Genomic DNA, 23778 nt, shown 5'->3' on the forward strand with positions numbered 1-23778 from the left:
CATGGCAACTGCAGGGCGCAAGGCCGCAGGCGCAGCCGGCATGGCAAAAGAAATGATTTTTGCCTGGGAGGGCAAGGACAAGACGGGCAAGATTGTCCGCGGTGAGCTGCGCGCCCAGGGCGAAGCCGTGGTAAACGCGACATTGCGTCGCCAAGGCATTCTTGTCACCAAGGTCAAAAAGAAGACCTTCAAGAGTGGCAAGAAAATCACCGAGAAAGACATCACACTGTTCACCCGCCAGCTGGCGACCATGATGAAGGCAGGCGTGCCCTTGCTGCAGTCTTTCGATATCGTGTCGAAAGGCCATGCAAACCCATCTGTAGCCAAACTGCTTCAGGATATTCGGGCCGATGTGGAAACCGGAAGCAGTCTGAACCAGGCATTCCGTAAATTTCCGCTTTATTTCGATCCGCTGTTCTGCAACCTGGTTGCCGCGGGCGAGCAGGCTGGTATTCTGGAAGACTTGCTTACCAGGCTGGCGCTGTACAAGGAAAAGACCCTTGCGATCAAAGGCAAGATCAAGTCTGCGCTGTTTTACCCGATCTCCATCTTGGTGGTGGCGTTTGTCGTGACTTCGGTCATCATGATCTGGGTCGTGCCCGCCTTTAAGGAGGTATTCAAGAGCTTCGGTGCGGATCTGCCTGCGCCTACGCTGTTTGTCATGGCAATATCCGATTTCTTCGTCGCCTACTGGTACATCATATTTGGCGGCTTGTTTGCCGGCCTCTATCTGTTTTTCCAGTCTTGGAAGCGCTCCCCGAAAGTGCAGCGTTTCATGGACAAAACTTTGTTGCAAGCACCTGTGTTCGGCCCTGTCATCCGCAAAGGCACGATTGCGCGCTGGACCCGTACGCTGGCAACGATGTTTGCCGCCGGCGTTCCCTTGGTCGAAGCGCTCGACTCGGTCGGCGGCGCCTCGGGAAATGCTGTCTATGTTGATGCCACGAAAAAAATTCAGACCGAGGTGGCGACTGGCACTAGCCTGACGGTGGCCATGCAGAACGCCGAGGTATTTCCCAACATGGTCACACAAATGGTTTCGATCGGTGAAGAATCGGGTGCGCTGGATCAAATGCTTGGCAAGGTGGCCGATTTCTATGAGCAGGAAGTCGATGAAGCAGTCGAATCGCTCTCCAGCCTCATGGAACCGCTGATCATGGCCATCCTCGGTGTGCTGATTGGCGGTCTGGTAGTGGCAATGTATCTGCCCATCTTTAAACTTGGATCCGTGGTTTGATGCTGGACTTACTTCTGCTTGCGCCTCCGGGAAATGTCTATTCCACAGTACTGGCCGGTATTTTTGGCCTGCTCATCGGCAGCTTCCTCAATGTAGTCATTCACCGGCTCCCGAAAATGATGCAGCGGGAGTCGGATAACTACGTAGCGCATGAAAGCGGGAAGCCGCTTCCACATAGCGATCGCTACAATCTGATGGTGCCGCGTTCCGCGTGCCCGCATTGCGGGCACCGCATCGGCGCACTCGAAAACATTCCGGTCATCAGCTACCTCTTCTTGCGCGGCAAGTGCATCGAGTGCAAAGCGCCTATTTCGGTACGCTATCCCCTGGTAGAACTGCTGACGGGAGGGCTGTCGGCCTTCATGGTCTGGCACTTTGGCAGCGGATTGGCGGGACTGGGTACACTGGTGTTCACCTACCTGCTGATCGCGATGACCTTTATCGACGCCGATACGCAGCTGCTGCCGGACGACTTGACGCTGCCGCTTCTATGGTGCGGCTTGCTGGTCAATCTGAATGGTACTTTCGTTCCTCTTCAGGAAGCGGTGATTGGCGCTGTAGCCGGTTATCTGAGCCTGTGGAGTGTATATTGGCTGTTCAAGCTCACGACTGGCAAGGAAGGCATGGGCTACGGCGACTTCAAACTGCTGGCCGCGCTGGGAGCATGGCTTGGCTGGAAAATGCTCCCGGTAATCATTCTGCTGTCCTCGGTAGTCGGAGCGATCGTGGGAATCGCGTTGATTGTTTTCGTCAAGCGCGGCCGTGAAAACCCCATCCCCTTCGGCCCTTACCTGGCTGCCGCTGGGCTGATTGCGTTAATTTATGGGAAGGCAATGGTACAAGCCTATCTTGGCTTCCCTGTTTGAGCCATGACCAATTCCGGACCTCCGACGACCCGGTTTTCCGTCGGATTAACTGGCGGCATCGGCAGTGGGAAAAGCACCGTGACCGACATGTTTGCCGAACGCGGCGCAGCAATTGTTGACACCGACCAAATCGCCCACCAGTTAACAGCACCGGGAGGGGCTGCAATTGCGGCAATTCAATCCGAATTCGGCGATTCCTTCATCACCCCTTCCGGGGCCATGGACAGGGCCAGGATGCGTGCCCGCGTCTTTGCCGATTCAGAAGCGAAAAAGCGTCTGGAAGCGATCCTGCATCCGCTGATTCGCATCGAATCTGATCGTGCCGCCTCCCAGGTACCCGGCAGTTATCTGATCTTCGTAGTGCCGCTACTGGTCGAATCGGGAACGTGGAAGCAGCGCCTGTCTCGGGTCTGCGTCGTCGATTGCCCGGAACACTTGCAAGTAAAGAGGGTAATGAGCCGCAGTGGGCTAAATGAATCCCAGGTACTTGCTATCATGGCGACACAGGCAACGCGCCAGGCCCGGCTTTCTGCTGCGGACGATGTCATACTGAACGAAGGAAGTCAGGCTGACCTTCGACCGCAAGTGGACCGTCTTCATGCCTTGTATGCTGCATTGGCCGCAAAAGGCCGGTAAACTGCTGCATTTGTAATTTTCACGTGCTTCATTCAGAATCACGTATTTATTTCCCAGCCCAAATCCAAGGGGGATGCGACTTTGATCACCTACGAATACCCTTTTAACGAGCGTATTCGCACGCTGCTGCGGCTGGAAGACCTGTACGAAAAATTCATCTTCTTCCTGCATCAGGAGCATCCCCAGCAGCACCACATCGCCCTGTCAACGATTTTTGAAATGCTCGAAGTCGCCGGACGAGCCGATCTCAAGTCTGATCTGTTGCAAGAGTTGGAGCGCCAGAAGCAAACCCTGTTGGGTTTCAAATCCAACCCAAATGTCCAGGCCGAGCGACTGGATGCCATTCTGGCCGACGTCGACCGAAGCAGCGCAGCTCTCGTGGCGACGCAAGGCAAGACGGGCCAAAACGTGCGGGACAATGAATGGCTGATGAGCATTCGGGGACGAACCATCATCCCGGGCGGTGCTTGCGAATTTGATCTGCCTTCCTACTACGCATGGCAGCATCGTACGGCGCAGCAGCGCTTTGCCGATATCTCCAATTGGTTTGCGCCTCTGGTTCCGCTATTCGATGCCATCAGCGTAGTGTTGCGTCTACTAAGGGAATCTGGACGCTCAGCCAAGGCTATCGCCACCGGCGGTAGCTATCAGCAAATGTTGCAAGGCAAGGTCTACCAAATGCTGCGGTTGACCATTGATGAAAAGCTGGGGGCGATTCCGGAAATTTCTGCGAACAAATACATGCTGTGGATTCGCTTCACCGCGCAGGACGGAGACATGAAGCCTCGGCCCTTCGAAGGGGAAGTCCCGTTCGAACTAACCCTGTGCAATTTCTAGACTTGCCATGCCAACCGTCGTCAACTGCCCTACTTGCGGGAAAAAAGTTGAGTGGACCGAAAAAAACAAGTTCCGCCCCTTCTGCTCCGAACGCTGCAAGCAAATTGATCTAGGCGCTTGGGCGGAGGAGAAGTATGTAATCCCCTCCAAGGAACCTGTGGACGACGTTCCGCAAGATCCGGATGGAGATGGCCACGGGCGCAAGCCATAAGAGCACCGCGAAAGCCGCGCTGTATCAGGCGGCAAAGCGAAGCTGATCAAGCCATTTCAGCAAGGGAATCGTCGCCGGCAGCAAGGGTTCGACGCCAACGCTTCCCTGCCAGGCGAAGGCCTGGCCCTCCAGGCTCTGCGGCTCTCCGTGCCAGTCGCGACTAATATAGAAATGCAACCTCACATGGGCGTGCGGGTAGACGTACTCGACACCGCACCAGGGTTCCGCAGAGTTAATCCGAATGCCAAGCTCCTCGACAAATTCGCGCTTCAAGGCATCGAGGATATCCTCCCCCTTTTCCACCTTCCCGCCCGGGAATTCCCAGTAGCCCGCATAGGGCTTGCCATCCGGCCGCTGCCCCAGCAGCACGTCCCCATTTTGCTTCAACAGGATGCCGACGGCGACGTCGATTGGAGATGCAGGGGGCGCAGACATGTAAGGCCTGAGAAAACTTATCCGTTATGCGTTCAGCTTGCCCGCATAATCCTTGGCGAATTGCCAGGCAACGCGGCCTGAGCGCGATCCGCGCTGCAACGCCCAGCGCAGTGCATCGGGTTGGGCCGCTTCGATTTGGCTCGCATTGCAGCCGAAGTGGCGCAGCCAGTGTGCCACGATGTCCAGGTAGTCATCCTGCTTGAATGGATAAAACGACACCCACAGGCCGAAGCGCTCTGACAGGGAAATCTTTTCCTCAACCGTCTCCCCGGGATGCAAGTCTCCGTCGTCGGTATGCACATAGCTTGCATTGTCGGACATACGTTCCGGCATCAAATGGCGTCGGTTGGAAGTCGCGTAAATCAGCACATTGTCGGACTGAGCCGAGATGCTGCCATCGAGCGCGACCTTCAGTGCCTTGTAACCGCCCTCGCCTTCCTCGAAGGACAAGTCATCGCAGAAGATGATGAAGCGCTCCTTGCGTCCCGCCACGAGTTCCACAATGTCCGGCAAATCAGCCAAGTCTTCCTTGTCGACTTCAATCAGGCGCAAGCCTTGTTTCGCATATTGATTCAGGCAGGCCTTGATCAGGGACGACTTGCCAGTGCCGCGAGCGCCGGTAAGCAGCACATTGTTGGCCGGACGCCTTTCGACAAACTGGCGTGTGTTTTGATCGATCTGCTGCTTTTGAGTGGAGATATTGTGGAGATCGGACAAGGAGATTTGCGCAACATTCTTCACCGGCTGCAGGTATCCGCGACCGATTGCGCCACTGGATTTCCGCCACCGGAATGCGACTGCACTGTTCCAATCGGGCGCCGGGTTGGCTTGCGGAAGAATGGATTCGAGCCGGGTCAACAGCGCCTCGGCACGCGTCAGGAATTGATCAAGTTGCATCGTTGTTTGAAGTAGTATTTCAAGGCAGCGCAGCCGCCATGCATGCAGCATGGCGCCGTTTCATCGCTGCTGATTTTTCGGGAAGTGACAGCAGGGCCGACTCGGACTCAGGATCGATAATCGGCATTGATGCTGACATACTCGTGCGACAAGTCACAAGTCCAAATCGTCGCACTGGCACTGCCACGCGCCAGCTTGACCGTGATGGTGATTTCGCTCTGCTTCATCACACGCTGGCCATCCGCCTCCTGATAATCGGGATTGCGGCCACCATTCTTGGCCACCCAGACATCATCGAGATACAGGTTCAGCTTGGTGACATCGAGGTCGTCGACGCCAGCATAGCCGATCGCAGCCAGGATGCGCCCAAGATTCGGATCCGAAGCATAGAACGCAGTCTTGACGAGCGGAGAATGGCCGATTGCATACGCAATCTTGCGGCATTCCTCGACGCCCCTGCCCTCTTCCACTGCAACGGTAATGAACTTGGTCGCGCCTTCGCCGTCACGCACGATCATCTGCGCCAGTTCCTGAGCCAGTCCGGTAACCGCCGCAGCCAGCGCTGCATATTCCGGGGAAGCGGCATCAGTCACCATCAGGCCTGAAGCGCCGGTTGCAATCAGCATGAACGAGTCATTGGTCGAGGTATCGCCATCGATCGTGATGCAGTTGAAGGATTTGTCCGCCACTTCCTTGATCAGTTGATCGAGCACCGGCTGGACGATGCCCGCATCGGTCGCCAGGAAGCCAAGCATCGTTGCCATGTTCGGCTTGATCATGCCGGCGCCCTTGCTAATGCCGGTCAGCGTCACCGTCTTTCCACTAATGGTTACGGACCGCGAAGCCGCTTTCGGCTGGGTGTCGGTTGTCATGATCGACTCAGCCGCGTTATACCAGTTATCGGCTTTCAGATTTGCGATCGCCTTCGGCAGTCCGGCCTTGATCCGTTCCACGGGCAAGGGCTCCAGGATCACGCCAGTCGAGAATGGCAGGACTTGCGAGGGATCGCATCCAAGCAGGCCGGCCAAGGCGTCGCAAGTTGCATTGGCATTCGCCAGTCCCGGGGCACCAGTTCCGGCATTGGCATTGCCGGTATTGATGACAAGCGCGCGTATCGGCATGGCGGACATGCGGGCTGCTTCCAGGTGCGCCTTGCATACCTGCACGGGCGCGGCGCAGAAGCGGTTAGTGGTGAACACGCCCGCTACTGTTGCGCCAGGAGCCAGCTTCATGACCAGCAAATCCTTGCGGTTGGCCTTGCGCACGCCGGCTTCGGCATGGCCCAGTTCTATGCCGGGCACGGGTTTCAGGTTAGTGGCAACAGGAAGAGGAAGATTGACAGCCATAGGTTCGCAGGTGGGTCGGGAAAAATAGACAGGTATTGTAATCGTATCGTCAGGCAATGCGTGCTGCACCGCCAATGCGCGCGCGACTGAAACTGCCTGTCGCATCAGCAGGCTGCTCAACAAGCACAAAGGGCAGGTTCCCCCGCCCTTTCTTTGCAACATCCTAGGCCAACCTCGTTATGCCAGCTTGCCATGGCACTGTTTGTATTTCTTGCCGCTACCGCAGGGGCACGGATCATTCCGACCCACCTTGGGAACGGCATGCGCGACGGTTTGCGCCGGGGACGACTCTGCATTTGCAGTTGGCGCCAGCAACTCTTCGGGGGCGGCTTCGGAATCGAATTCCGCATGCTGGTAATGCACGTTCTCGACATGCGAGTGCGCCAGTTGCTCTTCGGCTGCATCAATCTCTTCGCGGGACTGGATCCGTACGGTCATGATGACCCGAACCACTTCGTTGCGAATCAGGTCCAGCATCTGGCCGAACAATTCGAAAGCTTCCCGCTTGTACTCCTGCTTCGGATTCTTCTGTGCATAACCTCGCAGGTGAATGCCCTGACGCAAGTGATCCAGTGCTGCCAAATGTTCGCGCCAGTGGCTATCAATGCTTTGCAGCATGACACTGCGCTCGAAGCCGGCGAAAGCATCCTTGCCGACCATATTGACCTTCGCGTTATAGGACTCGTCGGCGGCCTGCAGGACGCGCTCCAGCAATTCGTCATCCGTCAGATTAGGCTCTGCCTCGAGCATTGCGGACAGCGCCACCGGTAATTGCCATTCATTGGCCAGCGCAGCTTCCAGCGACTTGATATCCCACTGCTCTTCCACCGACTGTTCCGGCACATAGGCACGGAACACCTCGGTGAATACGCCATGCCGCAGCGACGCAATCATCTCCGAGATATCCTGAGACTCAAGCAATTCATTGCGCTGCTGATAGATCACCTTGCGCTGGTCGTTGGCGACATCGTCATATTCGAGCAATTGCTTGCGGATATCGAAATTGCGCGCCTCGACCTTGCGTTGTGCCGATTCAATGGAACGGCTGACGATGCCGGCCTCGATCGGCTCACCTTCCGGCATCTTCAGGCGGTCCATGATCGCGCGCACGCGATCGCCAGCAAATATACGCAGCAGCGGATCATCAAGCGAGAGATAGAAGCGCGACGATCCCGGATCGCCTTGACGGCCTGAGCGGCCGCGCAACTGGTTGTCGATCCGGCGCGATTCATGGCGCTCGGTGCCGATGATATGCAAGCCGCCCGCAGCCACTACCTGTTCATGCAGTGATTGCCATTCATCGCGCAGCTTCTGAGCGCGCGCCTGCTTTTCCTGCTCGCTCAGGGTTTCATCCGCCTCGATGAACTGGATCTGCTTCTCGACGTTACCACCCAACACGATATCGGTACCGCGGCCAGCCATGTTGGTTGCGATCGTGATCATTTTTGGGCGGCCGGCCTGGGCAACGATTTCCGCTTCGCGCGCGTGCTGTTTCGCATTAAGCACGTTGTGCGGCAATTTTTCCTTCTTCAGGATGCTGGACAACAGCTCGGAATTTTCAATCGAGGTAGTACCCACGAGAACCGGCTGGCCACGCTCGTAGCAATCCTTGATGTCGGCGATCATGGCGTTGTACTTTTCCTGCGCAGTCTTGTACACCTGATCCTGGCGGTCCTTGCGCTGGCTCGGCTTGTTGGGCGGGATGACCACAGTTTCCAGGCCGTAGATTTCCTGGAATTCGTAGGCTTCCGTATCCGCAGTACCGGTCATGCCAGCCAGCTTGCCGTACATGCGGAAGTAGTTCTGGAAAGTGATCGATGCGAGCGTCTGGTTCTCGGCTTGAATCTTGACGCGCTCCTTCGCCTCGACCGCCTGATGCAGGCCGTCGGACCAGCGGCGGCCTACCATGAGGCGGCCGGTGAATTCATCGACGATGATCACTTCGTTGTTTTGCACCACATAGTGTTGATCGCGGTGATACAAGGTATGGGCACGCAAGGCCGCATACAAATGGTGAATCAGGGTGATGTTGGCCGGATCGTAGAGCGAGGCGCCTTCGGGCAGCAGGCCCATGCGGGTCAGGATCTGCTCCGCCTTTTCATGGCCGGCTTCGGTCAGCAACACCTGGTGTGACTTTTCATCCTTGGTGTAATCGCCCGGCACCTCGATCTTGCCCTTGCCATCCGGAGTTTCTTCTCCAATTTGCTGGGTCAGCAGAGGCGGCACGGCATCCATCTTCAGGTACAGATCGGTGTGGTCCTCGGCCTGGCCGGAAATGATCAGAGGTGTTCTTGCTTCATCAATCAGAATTGAGTCCACTTCATCGACGACCGCGAAATTCAATCCGCGCTGCACGCGATCAGCGGCATCGTAGACCATGTTGTCCCGCAGATAGTCGAACCCGAATTCATTATTGGTGCCGTAGGTGATATCGGCAGCATAGGCAGCCTGCTTCGCAGAGTGATCTATCTGTGAAAGGTTGATGCCGGTAGTTAGACCAAGCCAGCCATAAAGCTTGCCCATCCATTCGGCATCGCGCTGGGCGAGATAGTCATTGACCGTAACTACGTGTACACCCTTGCCTGACAAGGCATTCAGGTATGCGGCCAAAGTCGCCATCAGAGTCTTACCCTCGCCAGTGCCCATTTCTGCAATCTTGCCGTAATGCAGCACCATGCCGCCAATCAACTGGACGTCGAAATGGCGCATTTTCAACACGCGCTTACTTGCCTCACGGCAAACCGCAAACGCCTCCGGAAGAATATCGTCCAGCTTCTCGCCTTTGGCGACACGGTCCTTGAATTCCGGCGTCTTGGCCTGCAGCTCGGCGTCCGACAACTTTTCCATCGCCGGTTCAAGCGCATTGATGTCGCGGACAGTCTTTTGATATTGCTTGATCAGTCGCTGATTGCGACTGCCGAAAATCTGGGTCAGTAATGACATGCTAGGTTTCTAGTAAAGGCGTCGTAAAACCCCATTGGGGAGTGCGCTGATTCAGGCCATACCGGCCGTACTTTTCGCGGCCAGCCAAATGGCGAATTTTATCATGCGCTCTCTCTATCTCCGGCAGGCATGAAAAAAGGCGCGGGAAAATGCCATGGCAATGCGGGCCATTTGCTAGAAGTCTGGAAACATTAGCCCGTCAGTGCAGTTCAGTACATGAACTTTTAAAATGTTGGGATCAAAGCGCCGGAAACAAGAGTTTTCGCGTTGGACTTGCGTATTTGGCGGGGAGATCAATTCCAGGACCAGGTGTGAGGACGAATCCCTCCCACCTGTATTTGCTCAATTCTGTGCCAGCGCGGCCAGTTTGGCTGGATTGCCGCCTGCGAGCAGAAATTTGTGCGGGTCCTGCTGAACACCCCGGACCAGCACTTCGAAATGCAAATGCGGTCCGGTTGAACGTCCGGTCGACCCTACCAAGGCGATCTGTTGCCCTCTCTTGACGATGTCGCCGACCTTCATCAACAGTTTCGAAGTGTGCGCATACCGGGTAACGATGTTGTTGCCATGATCGATTTCCAGCATATTGCCGTACTGGGGATGGAACTCGGCGGTGATGACGACGCCTCCCGCTGCAGCATGGATTGGGGTGCCGATCGGCGAGGGAAAATCGATGCCTTCATGGCGCACGTTACGACCGGTGAAAGGGTCCAGCCTCCAGCCAAATCCTGAGGAACTGTAGCTGACATTGACTGGCTGAATAGTCGGCAGCAGCTTGGATTTGATCTTATTGCTCATGAGCGTCGTTTCCACGACATTCATGTAATCGGAACGGCGCTCGACATCCTTTGCCAGTACGTCCAGGGTTGCCTGAAATTCCGCCATGCCAAGCGTCTTTTCATCAAGACTGGACGGCTCGGCGCCGCCCCGTCCCGGCAGCTCCTTGAAATTGAATTCTTCCGGCTTCACACCAGCCAAGCCTTGCACTCTTTCTCCAAGGGCATCAAGACGCATCAATTGCGCCTGCATCTCACCCACTCTCTTCGCCATTGCTGCAAGATTTTCCTTCACGTACTTTTCCGTTCTGCTGGCGTCGTCCTGTGTTGCAGACGCAACGATGGTGCGCACGAAAGGAAGGTTGAGCTGGCCAGCATGGCGAAAGGTCAAGTAATACAGCAGCGAAGAGCAGAGGAAGACAGCAACGACGAACAGGAATGTCGCCAGCAACAGGTGACGGTTGGACAAGGTGATCGATTTGGCGCGCGCAAAGCGCGAATTCACAAGGATGACTTGCATTTCAACTCCTCCGACTCGTGCGCTTCTACGAGCTGTGATAAGGTTGACTTATGAATCGTCCCGCTTATCCGTCGCATTTGCGTGCTAGCGCACGTTCTGTTCGTTCTTCGTCTGAATCCACAAAGGGGGCTGCGGATTTTTTGCAGGCACATGAGCAAGTCGCCTCGCTTCTACCTGCGGTTGCGCGCATCGCTGCACTGCAAAAAGATTGCGCCGCCATTCTCCCGACGTTTTTTGGCGCTTGCACCGTACTGCATTTCCAGTCCGGCCAGTTGGTTTTATCAAGCCCAACCGTAGCTCTTGCTGCCAAACTGAAGCAGCAGGTTCCGAAATTGCTAAAAGGCTTGCTGGACCTGAACTGGCAGGTTAATTCAATAAAAATCAAAGTGCAACAAAGCAATAGTTACCAGAATGTAACAAAACCCAAGAAATCCCCGCTGTCATCAGGAGCACTTTCCGCGCTCGCGAAACTTGCTCGGGACTTGGAAAATACGCCTCGGAATGGGAATCTGAAAGCGGCGATCGATGTGATGCTACGTCGGCACGGCAGGTCCGCGTAAAGGCGACACCGACGCAGCAAAAGAGAGATGGGGAGTGAAAACGCGGGAGGTTTCGCCTAGTTGAACGCCCACTCCTGCCCGGCCTGCTGAAGATAGGCGCTCGGCGCAGAATCGAGTGTATTGAAGGTCACGATTTCATAAGCATCGGGCTGCGCAAGCAAGGCGCGCAACAACTGATTATTCAGGGAATGGCCTGACTTGTGCGCGATATAACTGGCCAGCAAAGGGTGCCCAACCAGGTACAAGTCGCCAATAGCGTCCAGTATCTTGTGTCGGACAAATTCATTTTCATAGCGCAGGCCATCCGGATTCAGGATCCGATACTCATCCATCACGATGGCGTTTTCCAACGAACCCCCGCGTGCAAGACCCATTCCTCGCAAGGTTTCGACATCCTGCATGAATCCGAAAGTCCGTGCCCTTGCCACTTCCTTCACATAAGACTCGGTACCGAAATCGACTTCGGCAGTTTGTCCCGTGCCATCTACCGCTGGATGTTTGAATTCGATGAAGAACTTGAGCTTGAAGCCGTCATAGGGTTCGAGTCTGGCCCACTTTATCTGGTCGCCGTTGCCTTCGCTAACTTCCACAGGCTTCTTGACTCGGATGAATTTCTTGGGCGTGCTCTGCTCTTCCAGGCCGGCCTGCTGCAACAGAAAGACGAAGGAGGCGGCCGATCCATCCATGATGGGAATTTCTTCGGCAGTGACATCGATATAAATATTGTCGACGCCAAGACCCGCACAAGCTGACATTAAATGTTCGACCGTAGAAACTTTGACACCGCCCTTGTCCAAGGTCGACGCCATGCGCGTATCACCAACACCAATCGCGCTGGCGGGCAAGTCGACTACGGGGTCGAGATCGACCCTGCGAAATACGATTCCGGTATCGGGAGGAGCGGGACGCAAGGTCAATGTGACCTTGGTGCCGGAGTGAAGTCCGACGCCGACTGTCTTGACAACTTGTTTCAGGGTCCGTTGCTTAAGCATGCTGCATTATAACAACTTACCCATGAGTCAGTTGTTATGTGATGTAACCGTTGCGAGCGAGCCACGGCAAATATCAAGCCGCTTCCACTTCCGGCAATCTCTATCTAAAAAAACGGCGCATGCGCGCCGTTGTCGTGCAATCAGTGAATTAATTCACCCTAGTTGCGTCAGCAAAGTTTCCGCGTTCGAAACCTCGAATTTGCCGGGCTGCTCGATATTCAGCTGCTTTACCACACCATCTTCGACCAGCATGGAGTAACGCTGCGAACGGATACCCATGCCCCTTGCGGTGAGATCGAACTCGAGACCGAGGGCTTTGGTGAATGCCGCGCTGCCGTCGCCCATCATGCGGACGACGCCGGTTGCCTTCTGGTCCCGCCCCCATGCGCCCATGACGAAGGCATCATTGACCGAAATGCACCAGATCTCGTCGACTCCCTTGGCCTGGAAGGCATTTGCATGCTTTACATATCCCGGCACATGCTGTGCCGAACAAGTCGGAGTAAAGGCGCCGGGCAAGCCGAAGATGGCAATCTTCTTGCCTTTCACCAGATCGGCGACATTGAAGGTGTTCGGTCCGATGGCACAGGCCTCGGTGGGAGATTCGATAAATTCGGTAAGTGTGCCTTCCGGCAGGCGGTCGCCGATCTTGATAGTCATCTGATGTCCTCTTGTCGTATTTCCCAGCATAGGCAAATGAAACGCCGCGCCATAAAGACGCGGCATGCAAATCTCAGTATGCCCTGATCCTGGTTTTCTTGCAGCGCCCCTACAAGTCGGCGACAGGACTCATCCCTGCTGGGCGAATCCTGTCATGCCGCAGCCATCAGTCCGCCTGCTTGCGCAGGAAGGCCGGAATGTCATAGGTTTCCATGCCATTCTTTTCCAGCGCGCGCACGGTTTCCGAAGCGGACTCGCGACGCCAAACCGCAGGAGCCTTCAGTCCGCCGAAAGCCGATCCTGCCTGCCCGCCCTGTGACCCGCCTGCCGCCACCGGCTCATTGTGGGTTCCTGTGCGCAGGACCGGCGTCTGGACGAGCTGAACGTTTTTCCGTGCGCGACCGAGACCGGTTGCCACCACGGTCACGCGGATGTTGTCGCCCATTTCATCGTCGTACGCAATACCCTGTGCGATCGAGGCATCGGGTGCGGCAAAGGCGCGCACGGTGGCCATGACTTCCTTGATTTCCTTGCCCTTGAGGTTGCGGCTGGCGGTCACGTTGACCAGCACGCCGCGCGCGCCGGACAAGTCGATGCCGTCAAGCAGAGGCGAAGCCACTGCCTGCTCAGCCGCAATACGGGCGCGATCGACGCCGGAAGCCGTTGCGGTACCCATCATGGCCTTGCCCTGCTCGCCCATGATTGTCTTGACGTCGTTGAAGTCGACATTGATGTGCCCCGGCACATTGATGATTTCAGCGATGCCGGCGACCGCGTTGTTCAACACATCGTCGGCATGCTGCAGCCATTCGATCATGCTGTCGTCTTCGTAAATCTCTTCCAGCTTCTCATTCAGGATCACGATCAGGGAATCGACGTGCTTGCTCAGCTCTTCCAGGCCTTGATCGGCGATTTCCATGCACTTCGCGCCCTCATACGAGAACGGCTTGGAAACCACGGCCACCGTCAGCGCGCCGAGAGTCTTCGCAACTTCAGCAACGACCGGCGCAGCACCAGTGCCGGTGCCGCCGCCCATGCCGGCGGCGATGAACACCATGTGCGCACCGCGCAACGCGTCTTCGATGCGCGCACGCGACTCTTCTGCAAGCGCACGACCCACTTCCGGCTTCATACCGGCACCCAGACCGGACTCGCCGATCTGGATGACGTTATGTGCCAGCGATTGTTTCAACGCCTGCGCGTCGGTATTGGCAGCAATGAATTCCACCCCCGACACGCCTTTGTTGATCATGTGCTGGACGGCATTTCCCCCTGCGCCGCCGACGCCTACGACCTTGATCACTGTGCCGTTTGATGCATTGTCAAGCATATCGATTTCCATGATGACTCCCTATCAAATATGCAGTTCTCAGTCGTTAGTCATCACGCGGTGTGCTGACTAGCAACTGCAAACTGCCGGTTATTACATTAAAAAAGTTGATATCGTGAAGACTGCCCGACCAGCTTTCCGAGACGGCCGGATCGACTGTCGGGCCCACCCATTACGACCTTAAAAATTCCCCAAAAACCATTCCTTCATGCGCTGCCAGATTGCCTTTACCGATCCGTCCTGACGCGTCACGATGTGCCCGCGCAGGTATTGCTTTTTCGCTTCCAGCAAGAGGCCGAGAACGGTTGCGTAGCGCGGGCTGCGCACCACATCCGCCAGTTGCCCGCTGTATTCCGGCGTGCCAAGACGCGCCGGCTTCAGAAAAATATCCTCAGCCAGTTCCACCATACCGGGCATCATTGCCGATCCACCGGTCAGGACAACGCCGGACGACAGCACTTCCTCGTAGCCGGACTCACGCACCACCTGGTGCACCAGCGCAAACAATTCCTCGACACGCGGCTCGATCACGGCGGCCAGCGCTTGGCGCGAAAGGAGTCGCGATCCGCGGTCGCCCAGCCCCGGGACTTCCAGGGTTTCACCCGGATCAGCCAGTACCTGCTTGGCCACGCCGTAACGAAGCTTGATTTCTTCCGCTTCCGCCGTCGGCGTGCGCAGCGCCATCGCGATGTCATTGGTAATCTGGTCGCCCGCGATCGGGATCACTGCAGTATGGCGAATCGCACCTTCGGTGAAGATCGCGACATCGGTCGTGCCGCCACCCATGTCGATCAGGACGACACCGAGTTCCTTTTCATCGGGCGTGAGAACTGCATCAGCCGAGGCCATCGGCTGCAGAATCAGGTCGGACACTTCCAGCCCGCAGCGACGCACGCACTTGATGATGTTCTGCACGGCAGACACCGCGCCGGTGACGATGTGTACCTTGACCTCGAGTCGAATGCCGCTCATGCCGATCGGCTCACGCACATCTTCCTGGCTGTCGACAATGAATTCCTGGGGCACCGTGTGCAGGAGCTGCTGGTCGGTCGGAATGTTCACCGCCTTGGCCGTTTCGATCACGCGTGCCACATCGGTGGCCGTGACTTCCTTGTCCTTGATGGCCACCATGCCGCTCGAATTGAAGCTGCGAATATGGCTGCCGGCGATCCCGGTGTACACATTCCTGATCTTGCAGTCGGCCATCAGCTCGGCTTCTTCCAGCGCGCGCTGGATCGATTCGACGGTCGCCTCGATGTTGACCACTACGCCTTTCTTGATCCCCTTCGACTCGTGCTGCCCCAAGCCGATGACTTCATGCCTCCCGTTTGGCATGACCTCGGCCACGACTGCCACCACTTTCGAAGTGCCGATGTCGAGGCCGACAATCAGATTCTTTGCGTCTTTTGTCATATTGTTCCGCTTACCTTTTTTTCCCATCCAGCCCCAGGGCCAGTCCATGCGCCTTCAACGCCAAGCCGTTCGGATACCGCATGTCCACACTTTCTATCCTGTCCTGCAATTGCGCCACCAGCTGCGGATAAACACTGATCAACCGATCCACCCTTTCCTTCAAGGTAGTGCTGCTCTGCTCCCGCCCCAGCTCCACGGAGATGCCGTTGTCCAGCTTCACCGTCCAGGCGTAACGCCTGGACAACTGCACCGACTCCGGAGCAACGCGAATGGGCGTAAACCAGTCCTGCAGCTCGCGATAGCGCGCCACCACTTCCTTTTCGCTCCCCTCCGGCCCGGCGAACTCCGGAAGCTCGCCGTCCTCTTCCGCTTCAGCCAGATTGGCGGTGAACACGTCGCCCTTCGCCGAAAGCAGGCGTCCATCCTCTCCCCAGGTGCCCAGCGGCTGATGTTCTTCAATCGTCACGATCAGCTGGTTCGGCCACTCGCGCCGCACCGTTGCCTTGCGCACCCAGGGAACGGCTTCGAATGCCTGGCGCACCGCATCCAGGTTCACCGAGAAAAAATTCCCCTTGATGCGCGGCAGTGCCGTGTTGCGCACGGTTGAAGCATTAACGCGCCGCAGCTGTGTTGCGCTTACACCTTCCACCCGTATCAGCTTCAGCGTGAACATCGGACGCTGCGCGATCCACCAAAAACCGGCGGCAACCAGGCTCAGCGCCAGCAAGCCCAGCAGCGCGTTAGTGATTGCATTCAGCATTCGAACGTCGTGCCACATGATTCGGTCTTTTTCTTCCCGCTTATTCCGGACGCCAGTCGTTCGACGGTTTCATGTCCAGATCTGCCGAACGCAGAATCTCGACACACAAATCTTCATAATCCATACCAGCAACCTTGGCGGACATGGGCACCAGCGAATGCCCGGTCATTCCGGGCGATGTATTAATCTCCAGCAAGAACGCTTCATTGTCCACTGCGCGCAACATGAAATCGACGCGGCCCCAGCCTGCACTGCCGAGTGCATTGAAAGCCCGTACGGCGAGGGACTGGATCTTCTGCGTCAGAGCCGCATCCAGCGGCGCCGGACAGAGATACTGCGTGTCGTCGCTGAAATATTTGTGCTCATAGTCGTAATTGCCCTGCGGCGCACGGATCTCGACGATGGGCAAGGCACGCGCCGTACGCCCGCTGCCGATCACCGGCACCGTCAGTTCACGGCCGGTGATGAAGGCCTCGGCCAGCACGAACTCGTCGTATTTCGCGCAGTAATCGAAGCTCGTGCGCATTTCCTCATGTGCGGAAACCTTGCGGATGCCGATGGTCGAGCCTTCATGCGGCGCCTTGAGCATCAGGGGCAGCCCGAAATCATTCGCCACCTTGCGCAATTCTTCGTCGCTTGCCGTCTTCCCATCAAGGACGGCGAACGCCGGCGTCGGCAAGCCGTGGCTCATCCAGATGCGCTTGGTCATGACTTTGTCCATCGCAATCGCCGATGCCATCACACCCGATCCGGTGTACGGAATGCCGAGCTGCTCCAGCGCGCCCTGCAGGCTTCCGTCTTCGCCATAGCGGCCGTGCAATGCAATGAACACCCGATCGAATTTTTCCGCCGCCAAGTCCGACAGACTGCGTTTCGCCGTGTCAAAGCCATGCGCGTCGACACCTTTGCTTTGCAGTGCCTTCAGCACGCCGGCGCCGGACATCAGGGACACTTCGCGTTCGGCCGAGCGCCCGCCATACAGCACACCAACCTTGCCCAATTCCTTAGCCAATTCTTTCGCATTCATAGTCAACCTTGCACTCCCAACTGGACGAGCTTTGCAGGCACGCTGCTGATCGAACCGGCACCCATGGTGATCACCACGTCACCGCTCCTTGCCATGTTCATGATCGTCGCGGGCATTTCCGCCACGTCTTTTACAAATACTGGCTCCACCTTGCCGACCACGCGAAGGGCATGGGCCAGCGCCCTTCCGTCTGCAGCAACGATCGGCTGTTCGCCGGCGGCGTACACTTCCGACAGGACCAGCGCATCCACCGTTGACAGCACCTTTACGAAATCTTCGAACAGATCGCGGGTGCGGGTGTAGCGATGCGGCTGGAAGGCCAGCACCAGGCGCCGCCCCGGATAGGCGCCGCGTGCCGCTGCAAGCGTTGCCGCCATCTCGACCGGGTGGTGCCCGTAGTCATCTACCAGAGTGAAGCTGCCGCCACCGGGCAGGCTGATATCGCCGTAGCGCGTGAAGCGGCGACCCACACCGTGGAATTCGCTCAATGCCTTCTGCGTTGCGCTGTCGGCTACGCCGAGTTCACGCGCGATCGCAATTGCGGCGCAGGCGTTCTGCACATTGTGCATGCCGGGCTGGTTCAGCCGAACCGTAAGCGGCGCATAGCCTTTCTGCAGCACGGTGAATTCCATGTGGCTGTTGACTGCCCTGGCGTCGACCGCGCGTACGTCCGCCTCCGGGTGAAAACCATAGGTCAGCACCGGTTTGGAAATGGCAGGCATGATCTCGCGCACGCTGGGGTCATCGAGGCACAGCACGGCGACGCCGTAGAACGGCAGCCGCTGCGTGAATTCGACGAAGGCCTGCTTCAGCTTGGCGAAGCTGTGGTCATACGTCTCCATGTGATCGGCGTCGATGTTGGTGATGACCTCGATTACCGGCGACAAATTGAGGAAAGAGGCGTCCGATTCATCCGCTTCGGCCACGATGAAATCGCCTTCTCCCAGCTTCGCATTGGCACCGGCGCTGTTGAGACGCCCGCCGATCACGAAAGTCGGGTCCAGTCCGCCCTGAGCAAGAATGCTCGCCACCAGACTGGTGGTTGTAGTTTTTCCATGCGTGCCCGCAATGGCGATGCCTCGCTTCAGGCGCATCAGCTCGGCCAGCATGATTGCGCGCGGCACGATGGGAATGTGGCGGGCCCGTCCGGCCACCACCTCCGGGTTGTCTTCCTTGACGGCAGTGGAAACGACGATTGCATCCGCGTTTTCAATGTTCTTCGCGTCGTGACCCTGGGCGACTTTGGCACCCAGTTCGCGCAGGCGCTGCGTGGCGGCATTGCTGCCGAGATCGGAACCGGACACGGTATAGCCGAGGTTGAGCAGCACCTCAGCGATGCCGCTCATGCCGGCGCCGCCGATGCCTACGAAGTGAATGTTTTTTACCTTGTGTTTCATCCCTGATTTGCCAATTCTTCCAATACTTGCGCAATAGCTTCGTTCGCCTGGCGCTGCCCGATCGCATATGCGGCCTGCGCCATGGCACGACACTCGTCGCGCGTCATTCCTGTCAATAGATTCGCCAGACGTTCCGGCGTCAATTCCTTTTGCGGCAGATGGATTGCCGCCTTTTGCTGCGCCATCCATTGCGCATTGTCACGCTGGTGCGAAGTGGTCGAGGCCACCAGCGGCACCAGCACACTTGCCACGCCGGCTGCTGTCAGCTCGGATACGGTGATCGCACCCGCACGGCAGATCACAAGGTCTGCCTCCGCATAGCGGCGCGGCATGTCATCGATAAAGTCCACCACTTCAGCCTGCACTTGGGCATTTGCATACGCAGTGCGCAGGACATCGATATGCTGCTTGCCGGATTGGTGCGTGACGATCGGCCGCGTATCGGCGGGAATGCGTGCCAGTGCCGCAGGCAGGCATTCGTTCAAAGCCTTTGCGCCGAGGCTGCCGCCCACCACCAGCAGGCGCAGCGGTCCGCTGCGTGCCAAATAGCGCTGGTCTGGCGCCGGCAGCGCCAGGATTTCCTTGCGCACCGGATTGCCGGTCACCAGCGCCTTGGAGGCGGCATTGCCGAAATCGGCCGGAAAGCCAAACAGCACGCGCCTGGCCAGCGGTGCCAATGTCTTGTTCGACAGCAGCAGAGCCGCATCCGCATTCACCAGCGCCAGAGGCAGGCCGCGCAGTTTCGCCGCCACGCCTCCAGGCACCGTCACGTAACCGCCCATGCCGAGCACCACATCCGGCTTGCGGCTACCGAGGATGCGCAGGCATGCCAGCAGGCCGGCGGCAAGCTTGAATACGCCGCGGGCAGTATGCATCGCGCCCTTGCCGCGCACGCCGGCAAAGTCGATGACGTCCATTTCCACCCGGTGCTTCGGTACGATGTCGCGCTCCATGCCGTGCGCAGTGCCGAGCCAAGTCACCTGCCAGCCGCGCGCCTGCATGGTCTGCGCGATGGCGAGTCCGGGGAAGATGTGGCCGCCAGTGCCGGCTGCCATGATCAACAGTTTCTTCACAGGTGTCCTCCCCGCATCAGGATGCGATTCTCGTAATCGATGCGCAGCAGGATCGCCAGGCCGATGCAATTGATCATCACGCCCGAGCCGCCGTAGCTCATCAGCGGCAGGGTCAGCCCCTTGGTCGGCAGCAGTCCGAGATTGACGCCCATGTTAATGAATGCCTGCACGCCGATCCAGATGCCGATGCCCTTCGCCGCCAGTCCTGCGAAGGTCCTGTCGATCGCAATAGCCTGACGGCCGATTTCGAAGGCGCGCTTGACGATCCAGTAAAACAGGACCACCACCACCAGCACGCCGGCAAAGCCGAGTTCTTCGCCGATCACCGCCAGCAGGAAATCGGTATGGGCTTCGGGCAGGTAATGCAACTTCTCCACGCTGCCGCCGAGCCCGACGCCGAACAATTCGCCGCGTCCAAAGGCGATCAGCGAATGCGACAACTGATAGGCCTTGCCCAATGCGTTTTCCTCGTCCCACGGATTGAGATAGGCGAAGATGCGCTCGCGCCGCCACGGCGACAGGATGATGACCAGGCTGAAGATGCCCACCAGGATGGCGCCGATGCCGCCGAACCAGATGCCATTGATGCCGCCCAGGAACAGAATGCCCATCGCGATGCAGACGATCACACCGAAGGCGCCGAGGTCCGGCTCCAGCAGCAGCAGCAGGCCGACGAAGCCGATCGCCACCGCCATCGGCAGGAATCCCTTGGTGAGCTTGTGCATGACTTGCTGCTTGCGCACCGTATAGTCGGCGGCATACAGCACGGCAAACAGCTTCATCAATTCTGATGGCTGCAGGTTGAAGACCTTGAACGATAACCAGCGCTTGGCGCCGTTGACGCCCTTTCCGATGCCAGGCACCAGCACCAGTAGCAGCAAGGCCAGCGTCGCCACGAAGAGATAAGGCGCAAGGCGTTGCCAGGTCTCCACCTTGACCCGGAATGCGAAGAAGCCGCACAGCAGCGACAACGCGATGAAGCCGGCTTGTCGCATCAGGAAGTGATAATTCTTGTAGCTGGCGTATTTCGGCGAATCCGGCAAGGCGATCGATGCGGAATACACCATGACCATTCCAAACAGCATCAGCAACACGACAACCCAGACCAGGGGCTGGTCGTATTCCATCAGCCTGGACCGCTGCTCCAGGCCGCTGACCGGCTTGGGACTGGATGCGGATGCAAGGAATGGCAAGGCGAATCTCATGCAAGCACCTCGCCGCGTGCCAGTGCGACCTCGCGCACTGTGTCAATGAATACCTGCGCCCGATGGGCGTAATTCCGGAACATGTCGAGGCTGGCGCAGGCGGGCGACAGCAGGACTGCATCGCCCGCTTGGGCGACCTCGGCCGCGCGCTGCACCGCCTCTTCAAGGCTGGCGCAATCGATCAACTCGATGCCGGACTGCGCAAGCGCGGCGCGAATCGCACTTGCGTCTCGACCGATCAGCAACACGGCACGCACATATTTGGCAACCGGCTCCGCCAGCGGCGAGAAGTCCTGTCCCTTGCCGTCGCCGCCGGCAATCAGGACCAGGCGCGCGCCGCCACGCTCCAGGCCAAGCCCGTTCAATGCCGCCACGGTGGCGCCGACATTGGTGCCCTTGCTGTCATCGTAATACTCGACATCGCCGATGGTCGCGACCACCTCGACCCGATGCGGCTCGCCGCGGTAGTCGCGCAAGCCATGCAGAAGCGGCGCCATCGGCAACCCGACCGCCCGGCACAAGGCCAGGGCTGCAAGCGCATTGACGGCATTGTGCTGGCCGCGGATCTTCAGTGCATCGGCCGGCATCAGGCGGTTGACCATGACCGAGACCTCGGCGTTGTCCTTTTTCCTCCGCCTTTTTTCGCCGTCTTCGGAGGCAACCGCGACGGCCAGCCATTGCATGCCATTGTCGTCGAGCAGCCCGAAGCTGTCCGATTGATCGGGTTCGTCGGCGCCAAAGGTGGCGAGCGGCGCCAGAGGTGACGCCATCTGCATGACGCGCGGATCATCGCGGTTCAGGACACGCACGGTATGGGTGCCGAAGATGCGTGCCTTGGCGGCGCCATACGCCTCCATGTCGCCATGCCAGTCGAGGTGATCCTGCGTGATATTGAGCACGGTCGCCGCGTCGGCTTGCAGGCTGTAGGTGGCATGCAACTGGAAGCTCGACAATTCCAGCACCCAGGCCTGCGGCAACGCATCGCTGTCGAGCGCGCTGCGCAGCACGTCGAGCGCTGCCGGGCTGATGTTGCCGGCGATCTTCACGTCGAGACCGGCACGCTGACACAGCAGACCGGTCAGGCTGGTCACGGTGGTTTTGCCATTGGTGCCGGTGATCGCAATCAGCTTCGGCCGGTAATCGCGCTCGGCGCGCAGGGCCGCGAGTGCCTGAGCGAACAACTCGATCTCGCCCCAGAGCGGGATATTCTTCTCTTCCGCCGCCGGGATGAGGTCGGCAAGTTCGCGGTTCGGCGCGAGGCCCGGGCTGAGCGCGACGAAATTGATTCCTTCGAGCAGGGCGGGCGCGAACGGTCCGCCGATGAATTCAACTTGCGGCACCGCGGCCTGCAGGGTAGCCAGGCGCTCGGGCGCGCTGCGGGTATCGGCGACACGCAGCGTGGCGCCGCAGCGCGCCAGCCACTGTGCCATCGCCAGGCCCGACTCGCCGAGCCCGAGAACCAGAACGTTTTTGCCTTGGTAGTTCATCAACGCAGCTTCAGGGTAGACAATCCAAACAACACCAGCATCATGGTGATGATCCAGAACCGGACCACCACCTGGGTTTCCTTCCAGCCTTTTTGCTCATAATGATGATGCAACGGCGCCATCAGCAGGATGCGGCGGCCGACACCGAAACGCTTCTTGGTGTACTTGAAGTACATCACCTGCAGCATCACTGACAGGGTTTCCACGACGAAGATGCCGCCCATGATGAACAGCACGATTTCCTGGCGCACGATCACCGCGATCGTGCCAAGCGCGCCACCCAGTGCCAATGCACCGACATCGCCCATGAATACCTGGGCCGGATGCGCGTTGAACCAGAGGAAGGCCAGGCCGGCACCTGCCATGGCGCCGCAGAAGATCAGCAGTTCTGCCGCGCCCGGAATGTACGGAATGAACAGGTACTTGGCGTAGACGGTGCTGCCGGTGAGATAGGCGATCAGGCCGAGCGCCGAGCCCACCATCACGGTCGGCATGATCGCCAGTCCGTCCAGACCATCGGTCAGGTTGACCGCGTTGCTGGTGCCGACGATGACGAAATAGGTCAGTGCAATGAAACCCCATACCCCCAGCGGATAGCTGATGGTCTTGAAGAAAGGCACGATCAGGTCGGCTTTCGGCGGCAGGTCGAGATTGAAGCCCGACTGCACCCACTCCAGGAACAGATGCAGGACTTTGGTATTGGTGGGTGCCGACACGGAAAAGGCGAGATAGAGTGCAGCCACGATGCCGATCAGCGATTGCCAGAAATATTTTTCCCTGGACGACATGCCGTTCGGATCCTTGTAAACGACCTTGCGGTAATCGTCGACCCAGCCTACGGCACCGAAGCCGAGCGTCACCATCAGCACCACCCAGATGAAGCGGTTGCTCCAGTCAGCCCAGAGGATGGTGGAAATACCGATGGCGATCAGGATCAGGGCGCCGCCCATGGTAGGGGTGCCGGATTTGACCAGGTGAGTTTGCGGGCCGTTGGTGCGTACGGCCTGTCCGACCTTCAGGCGGGTCAGCATGCGAATCACTGCCGGTCCCGACAGCAGGCCGATGGCGAGCGCGGTCAGAGTGGCAAACACCGCCCGGAAGGTGATGAAATTGAATACCCGAAGGAACCCGTAATCTTGTTGAAAATAATTTGCCAGCAACAGCAGCATG

The 23778-nt window shown here is 58.1% G+C and carries 22 protein-coding genes; 6 read left to right on the forward strand and 16 right to left on the reverse strand.

Annotated elements, in window-relative coordinates; genetic code table 11:
- The first annotated feature begins 1 nt into the window (after position 1).
- The 5 genes from HGHM_RS12995 to yacG all read left to right on the forward strand — a co-directional run bounded on the left by HGHM_RS12995 (position 2) and on the right by yacG (position 3787).
- Entirely contained in the window at positions 2 to 1237 is a 1236-nt protein-coding gene (locus tag HGHM_RS12995) for a type II secretion system F family protein (RefSeq protein WP_019141971.1), read from the forward strand.
- Positions 1237 to 2103 carry a prepilin peptidase gene (locus HGHM_RS13000; RefSeq protein ID WP_019141972.1) on the forward strand — a complete coding sequence of 289 codons (867 nt, stop codon included), beginning with the start codon at positions 1237 to 1239 and terminating at the stop codon, positions 2101 to 2103. Before HGHM_RS12995 ends, HGHM_RS13000 begins: the two co-directional genes overlap by 1 nt.
- A gap of 3 nt (positions 2104 to 2106) precedes the next feature.
- The gene (gene coaE, locus HGHM_RS13005; RefSeq protein ID WP_019141973.1) at positions 2107 to 2739 is read left to right on the forward strand and encodes a dephospho-CoA kinase; all 633 of its coding nucleotides are present in this window, start codon (positions 2107 to 2109) and stop codon (positions 2737 to 2739) included.
- An 81-nt stretch (positions 2740 to 2820) separates the two neighbouring features.
- Entirely contained in the window at positions 2821 to 3576 is a 756-nt protein-coding gene (zapD, locus tag HGHM_RS13010) for a cell division protein ZapD (protein WP_019141974.1), read from the forward strand.
- Between the two features lie 7 nt (positions 3577 to 3583).
- Positions 3584 to 3787 (forward strand): DNA gyrase inhibitor YacG, encoded by a 204-nt coding sequence (gene yacG, locus HGHM_RS22680; RefSeq protein ID WP_075111720.1) that lies wholly within the window; start codon positions 3584 to 3586, stop codon positions 3785 to 3787.
- Positions 3788 to 3811: 24 nt separating this feature from the next.
- Here yacG and HGHM_RS13015 read toward each other — a convergent pair whose 3' ends face one another.
- The 5 genes from HGHM_RS13015 to HGHM_RS13035 form a co-directional block, all read right to left on the reverse strand.
- The gene (locus tag HGHM_RS13015) at positions 3812 to 4222 is read right to left on the reverse strand and encodes an NUDIX domain-containing protein (protein ID WP_019141975.1); all 411 of its coding nucleotides are present in this window, start codon (positions 4220 to 4222) and stop codon (positions 3812 to 3814) included.
- A gap of 24 nt (positions 4223 to 4246) precedes the next feature.
- Positions 4247 to 5119, reverse strand: a complete 873-nt coding sequence (locus tag HGHM_RS13020) for an ATP-binding protein (RefSeq protein ID WP_034349031.1) — start codon at positions 5117 to 5119, stop codon at positions 4247 to 4249.
- Positions 5120 to 5226: 107 nt separating this feature from the next.
- A complete protein-coding gene (argJ, locus tag HGHM_RS13025; RefSeq protein WP_026075992.1) occupies positions 5227 to 6465 on the reverse strand; it encodes a bifunctional glutamate N-acetyltransferase/amino-acid acetyltransferase ArgJ in 1239 nt (412 codons plus the stop codon).
- A 177-nt stretch (positions 6466 to 6642) separates the two neighbouring features.
- Positions 6643 to 9408 (reverse strand): preprotein translocase subunit SecA, encoded by a 2766-nt coding sequence (gene secA / locus HGHM_RS13030; RefSeq protein ID WP_019141978.1) that lies wholly within the window; start codon positions 9406 to 9408, stop codon positions 6643 to 6645.
- 342 nt (positions 9409 to 9750) lie between these two features.
- Entirely contained in the window at positions 9751 to 10704 is a 954-nt protein-coding gene (locus HGHM_RS13035) for a M23 family metallopeptidase (RefSeq protein ID WP_019141979.1), read from the reverse strand.
- 50 nt (positions 10705 to 10754) lie between these two features.
- Here HGHM_RS13035 and HGHM_RS13040 point away from each other — a divergent pair, with 50 nt between their 5' ends.
- Positions 10755 to 11264, forward strand: coding sequence for a hypothetical protein (locus HGHM_RS13040; RefSeq protein WP_075111721.1), 510 nt, complete (start codon positions 10755 to 10757; stop codon positions 11262 to 11264).
- A 56-nt stretch (positions 11265 to 11320) separates the two neighbouring features.
- Here HGHM_RS13040 and lpxC read toward each other — a convergent pair whose 3' ends face one another.
- From lpxC to mraY, 11 genes are all read right to left on the reverse strand, one after another.
- Positions 11321 to 12256, reverse strand: coding sequence for a UDP-3-O-acyl-N-acetylglucosamine deacetylase (gene lpxC / locus HGHM_RS13045; RefSeq protein WP_019141981.1), 936 nt, complete (start codon positions 12254 to 12256; stop codon positions 11321 to 11323).
- A gap of 153 nt (positions 12257 to 12409) precedes the next feature.
- Positions 12410 to 12916: a peroxiredoxin gene (locus tag HGHM_RS13050; protein ID WP_019141982.1), complete on the reverse strand. Its 507-nt coding sequence runs from the start codon at positions 12914 to 12916 to the stop codon at positions 12410 to 12412.
- Between the two features lie 166 nt (positions 12917 to 13082).
- Positions 13083 to 14258 (reverse strand): cell division protein FtsZ, encoded by a 1176-nt coding sequence (gene ftsZ / locus HGHM_RS13055; RefSeq protein ID WP_019141983.1) that lies wholly within the window; start codon positions 14256 to 14258, stop codon positions 13083 to 13085.
- A 168-nt stretch (positions 14259 to 14426) separates the two neighbouring features.
- A complete protein-coding gene (gene ftsA, locus HGHM_RS13060; protein ID WP_019141984.1) occupies positions 14427 to 15659 on the reverse strand; it encodes a cell division protein FtsA in 1233 nt (410 codons plus the stop codon).
- A 10-nt stretch (positions 15660 to 15669) separates the two neighbouring features.
- Positions 15670 to 16437 carry a cell division protein FtsQ/DivIB gene (locus HGHM_RS13065; protein ID WP_026075994.1) on the reverse strand — a complete coding sequence of 256 codons (768 nt, stop codon included), beginning with the start codon at positions 16435 to 16437 and terminating at the stop codon, positions 15670 to 15672.
- Between the two features lie 22 nt (positions 16438 to 16459).
- Positions 16460 to 17446, reverse strand: coding sequence for a D-alanine--D-alanine ligase (locus HGHM_RS13070; protein WP_019141986.1), 987 nt, complete (start codon positions 17444 to 17446; stop codon positions 16460 to 16462).
- A 2-nt stretch (positions 17447 to 17448) separates the two neighbouring features.
- Positions 17449 to 18843, reverse strand: coding sequence for a UDP-N-acetylmuramate--L-alanine ligase (gene murC / locus HGHM_RS13075; protein ID WP_019141987.1), 1395 nt, complete (start codon positions 18841 to 18843; stop codon positions 17449 to 17451).
- Complete coding sequence (gene murG, locus HGHM_RS13080; RefSeq protein ID WP_019141988.1) at positions 18840 to 19916, reverse strand: undecaprenyldiphospho-muramoylpentapeptide beta-N-acetylglucosaminyltransferase; 1077 nt, start codon at positions 19914 to 19916, stop codon at positions 18840 to 18842. The genes murC and murG overlap by 4 nt, the downstream gene beginning before the upstream one ends.
- Positions 19913 to 21121: a putative lipid II flippase FtsW gene (gene ftsW, locus HGHM_RS13085; RefSeq protein ID WP_019141989.1), complete on the reverse strand. Its 1209-nt coding sequence runs from the start codon at positions 21119 to 21121 to the stop codon at positions 19913 to 19915. The genes murG and ftsW overlap by 4 nt, the downstream gene beginning before the upstream one ends.
- Positions 21118 to 22608 carry a UDP-N-acetylmuramoyl-L-alanine--D-glutamate ligase gene (murD, locus tag HGHM_RS13090; protein ID WP_019141990.1) on the reverse strand — a complete coding sequence of 497 codons (1491 nt, stop codon included), beginning with the start codon at positions 22606 to 22608 and terminating at the stop codon, positions 21118 to 21120. The genes ftsW and murD overlap by 4 nt, the downstream gene beginning before the upstream one ends.
- Positions 22608 to 23777 carry a phospho-N-acetylmuramoyl-pentapeptide-transferase gene (gene mraY / locus HGHM_RS13095; RefSeq protein WP_019141991.1) on the reverse strand — a complete coding sequence of 390 codons (1170 nt, stop codon included), beginning with the start codon at positions 23775 to 23777 and terminating at the stop codon, positions 22608 to 22610. The genes murD and mraY overlap by 1 nt, the downstream gene beginning before the upstream one ends.
- Position 23778: the final 1 nt, after the last annotated feature.

The organism is Noviherbaspirillum massiliense JC206 (genome assembly GCF_000312045.1).
In the GTDB taxonomy this organism is placed as follows: Bacteria; Pseudomonadota; Gammaproteobacteria; order Burkholderiales; family Burkholderiaceae_D; genus Noviherbaspirillum; species Noviherbaspirillum massiliense.

Coding starts and splice junctions, on each gene's coding strand:
- argJ (WP_026075992.1), bottom strand. CDS start 6,465: ATGGCTGTCAATCTTCCTCTTCCTGTTGCCACTAACCTGAAACCCGTG.
- yacG (WP_075111720.1), top strand. CDS start 3,584: ATGCCAACCGTCGTCAACTGCCCTACTTGCGGGAAAAAAGTTGAGTGG.
- murD (WP_019141990.1), bottom strand. CDS start 22,608: ATGAACTACCAAGGCAAAAACGTTCTGGTTCTCGGGCTCGGCGAGTCG.
- coaE (WP_019141973.1), top strand. CDS start 2,107: ATGACCAATTCCGGACCTCCGACGACCCGGTTTTCCGTCGGATTAACT.
- HGHM_RS13000 (WP_019141972.1), top strand. CDS start 1,237: ATGCTGGACTTACTTCTGCTTGCGCCTCCGGGAAATGTCTATTCCACA.
- HGHM_RS13040 (WP_075111721.1), top strand. CDS start 10,755: ATGAATCGTCCCGCTTATCCGTCGCATTTGCGTGCTAGCGCACGTTCT.
- HGHM_RS13020 (WP_034349031.1), bottom strand. CDS start 5,119: ATGCAACTTGATCAATTCCTGACGCGTGCCGAGGCGCTGTTGACCCGG.
- HGHM_RS13035 (WP_019141979.1), bottom strand. CDS start 10,704: ATGCAAGTCATCCTTGTGAATTCGCGCTTTGCGCGCGCCAAATCGATC.
- lpxC (WP_019141981.1), bottom strand. CDS start 12,256: ATGCTTAAGCAACGGACCCTGAAACAAGTTGTCAAGACAGTCGGCGTC.
- murC (WP_019141987.1), bottom strand. CDS start 18,843: ATGAAACACAAGGTAAAAAACATTCACTTCGTAGGCATCGGCGGCGCC.
- ftsA (WP_019141984.1), bottom strand. CDS start 15,659: ATGACAAAAGACGCAAAGAATCTGATTGTCGGCCTCGACATCGGCACT.
- HGHM_RS12995 (WP_019141971.1), top strand. CDS start 2: ATGGCAACTGCAGGGCGCAAGGCCGCAGGCGCAGCCGGCATGGCAAAA.
- HGHM_RS13050 (WP_019141982.1), bottom strand. CDS start 12,916: ATGACTATCAAGATCGGCGACCGCCTGCCGGAAGGCACACTTACCGAA.
- mraY (WP_019141991.1), bottom strand. CDS start 23,777: ATGCTGCTGTTGCTGGCAAATTATTTTCAACAAGATTACGGGTTCCTT.
- ftsZ (WP_019141983.1), bottom strand. CDS start 14,258: ATGGAAATCGATATGCTTGACAATGCATCAAACGGCACAGTGATCAAG.
- HGHM_RS13065 (WP_026075994.1), bottom strand. CDS start 16,437: ATGTGGCACGACGTTCGAATGCTGAATGCAATCACTAACGCGCTGCTG.
- secA (WP_019141978.1), bottom strand. CDS start 9,408: ATGTCATTACTGACCCAGATTTTCGGCAGTCGCAATCAGCGACTGATC.
- ftsW (WP_019141989.1), bottom strand. CDS start 21,121: ATGAGATTCGCCTTGCCATTCCTTGCATCCGCATCCAGTCCCAAGCCG.
- HGHM_RS13015 (WP_019141975.1), bottom strand. CDS start 4,222: ATGTCTGCGCCCCCTGCATCTCCAATCGACGTCGCCGTCGGCATCCTG.
- HGHM_RS13070 (WP_019141986.1), bottom strand. CDS start 17,446: ATGAATGCGAAAGAATTGGCTAAGGAATTGGGCAAGGTTGGTGTGCTG.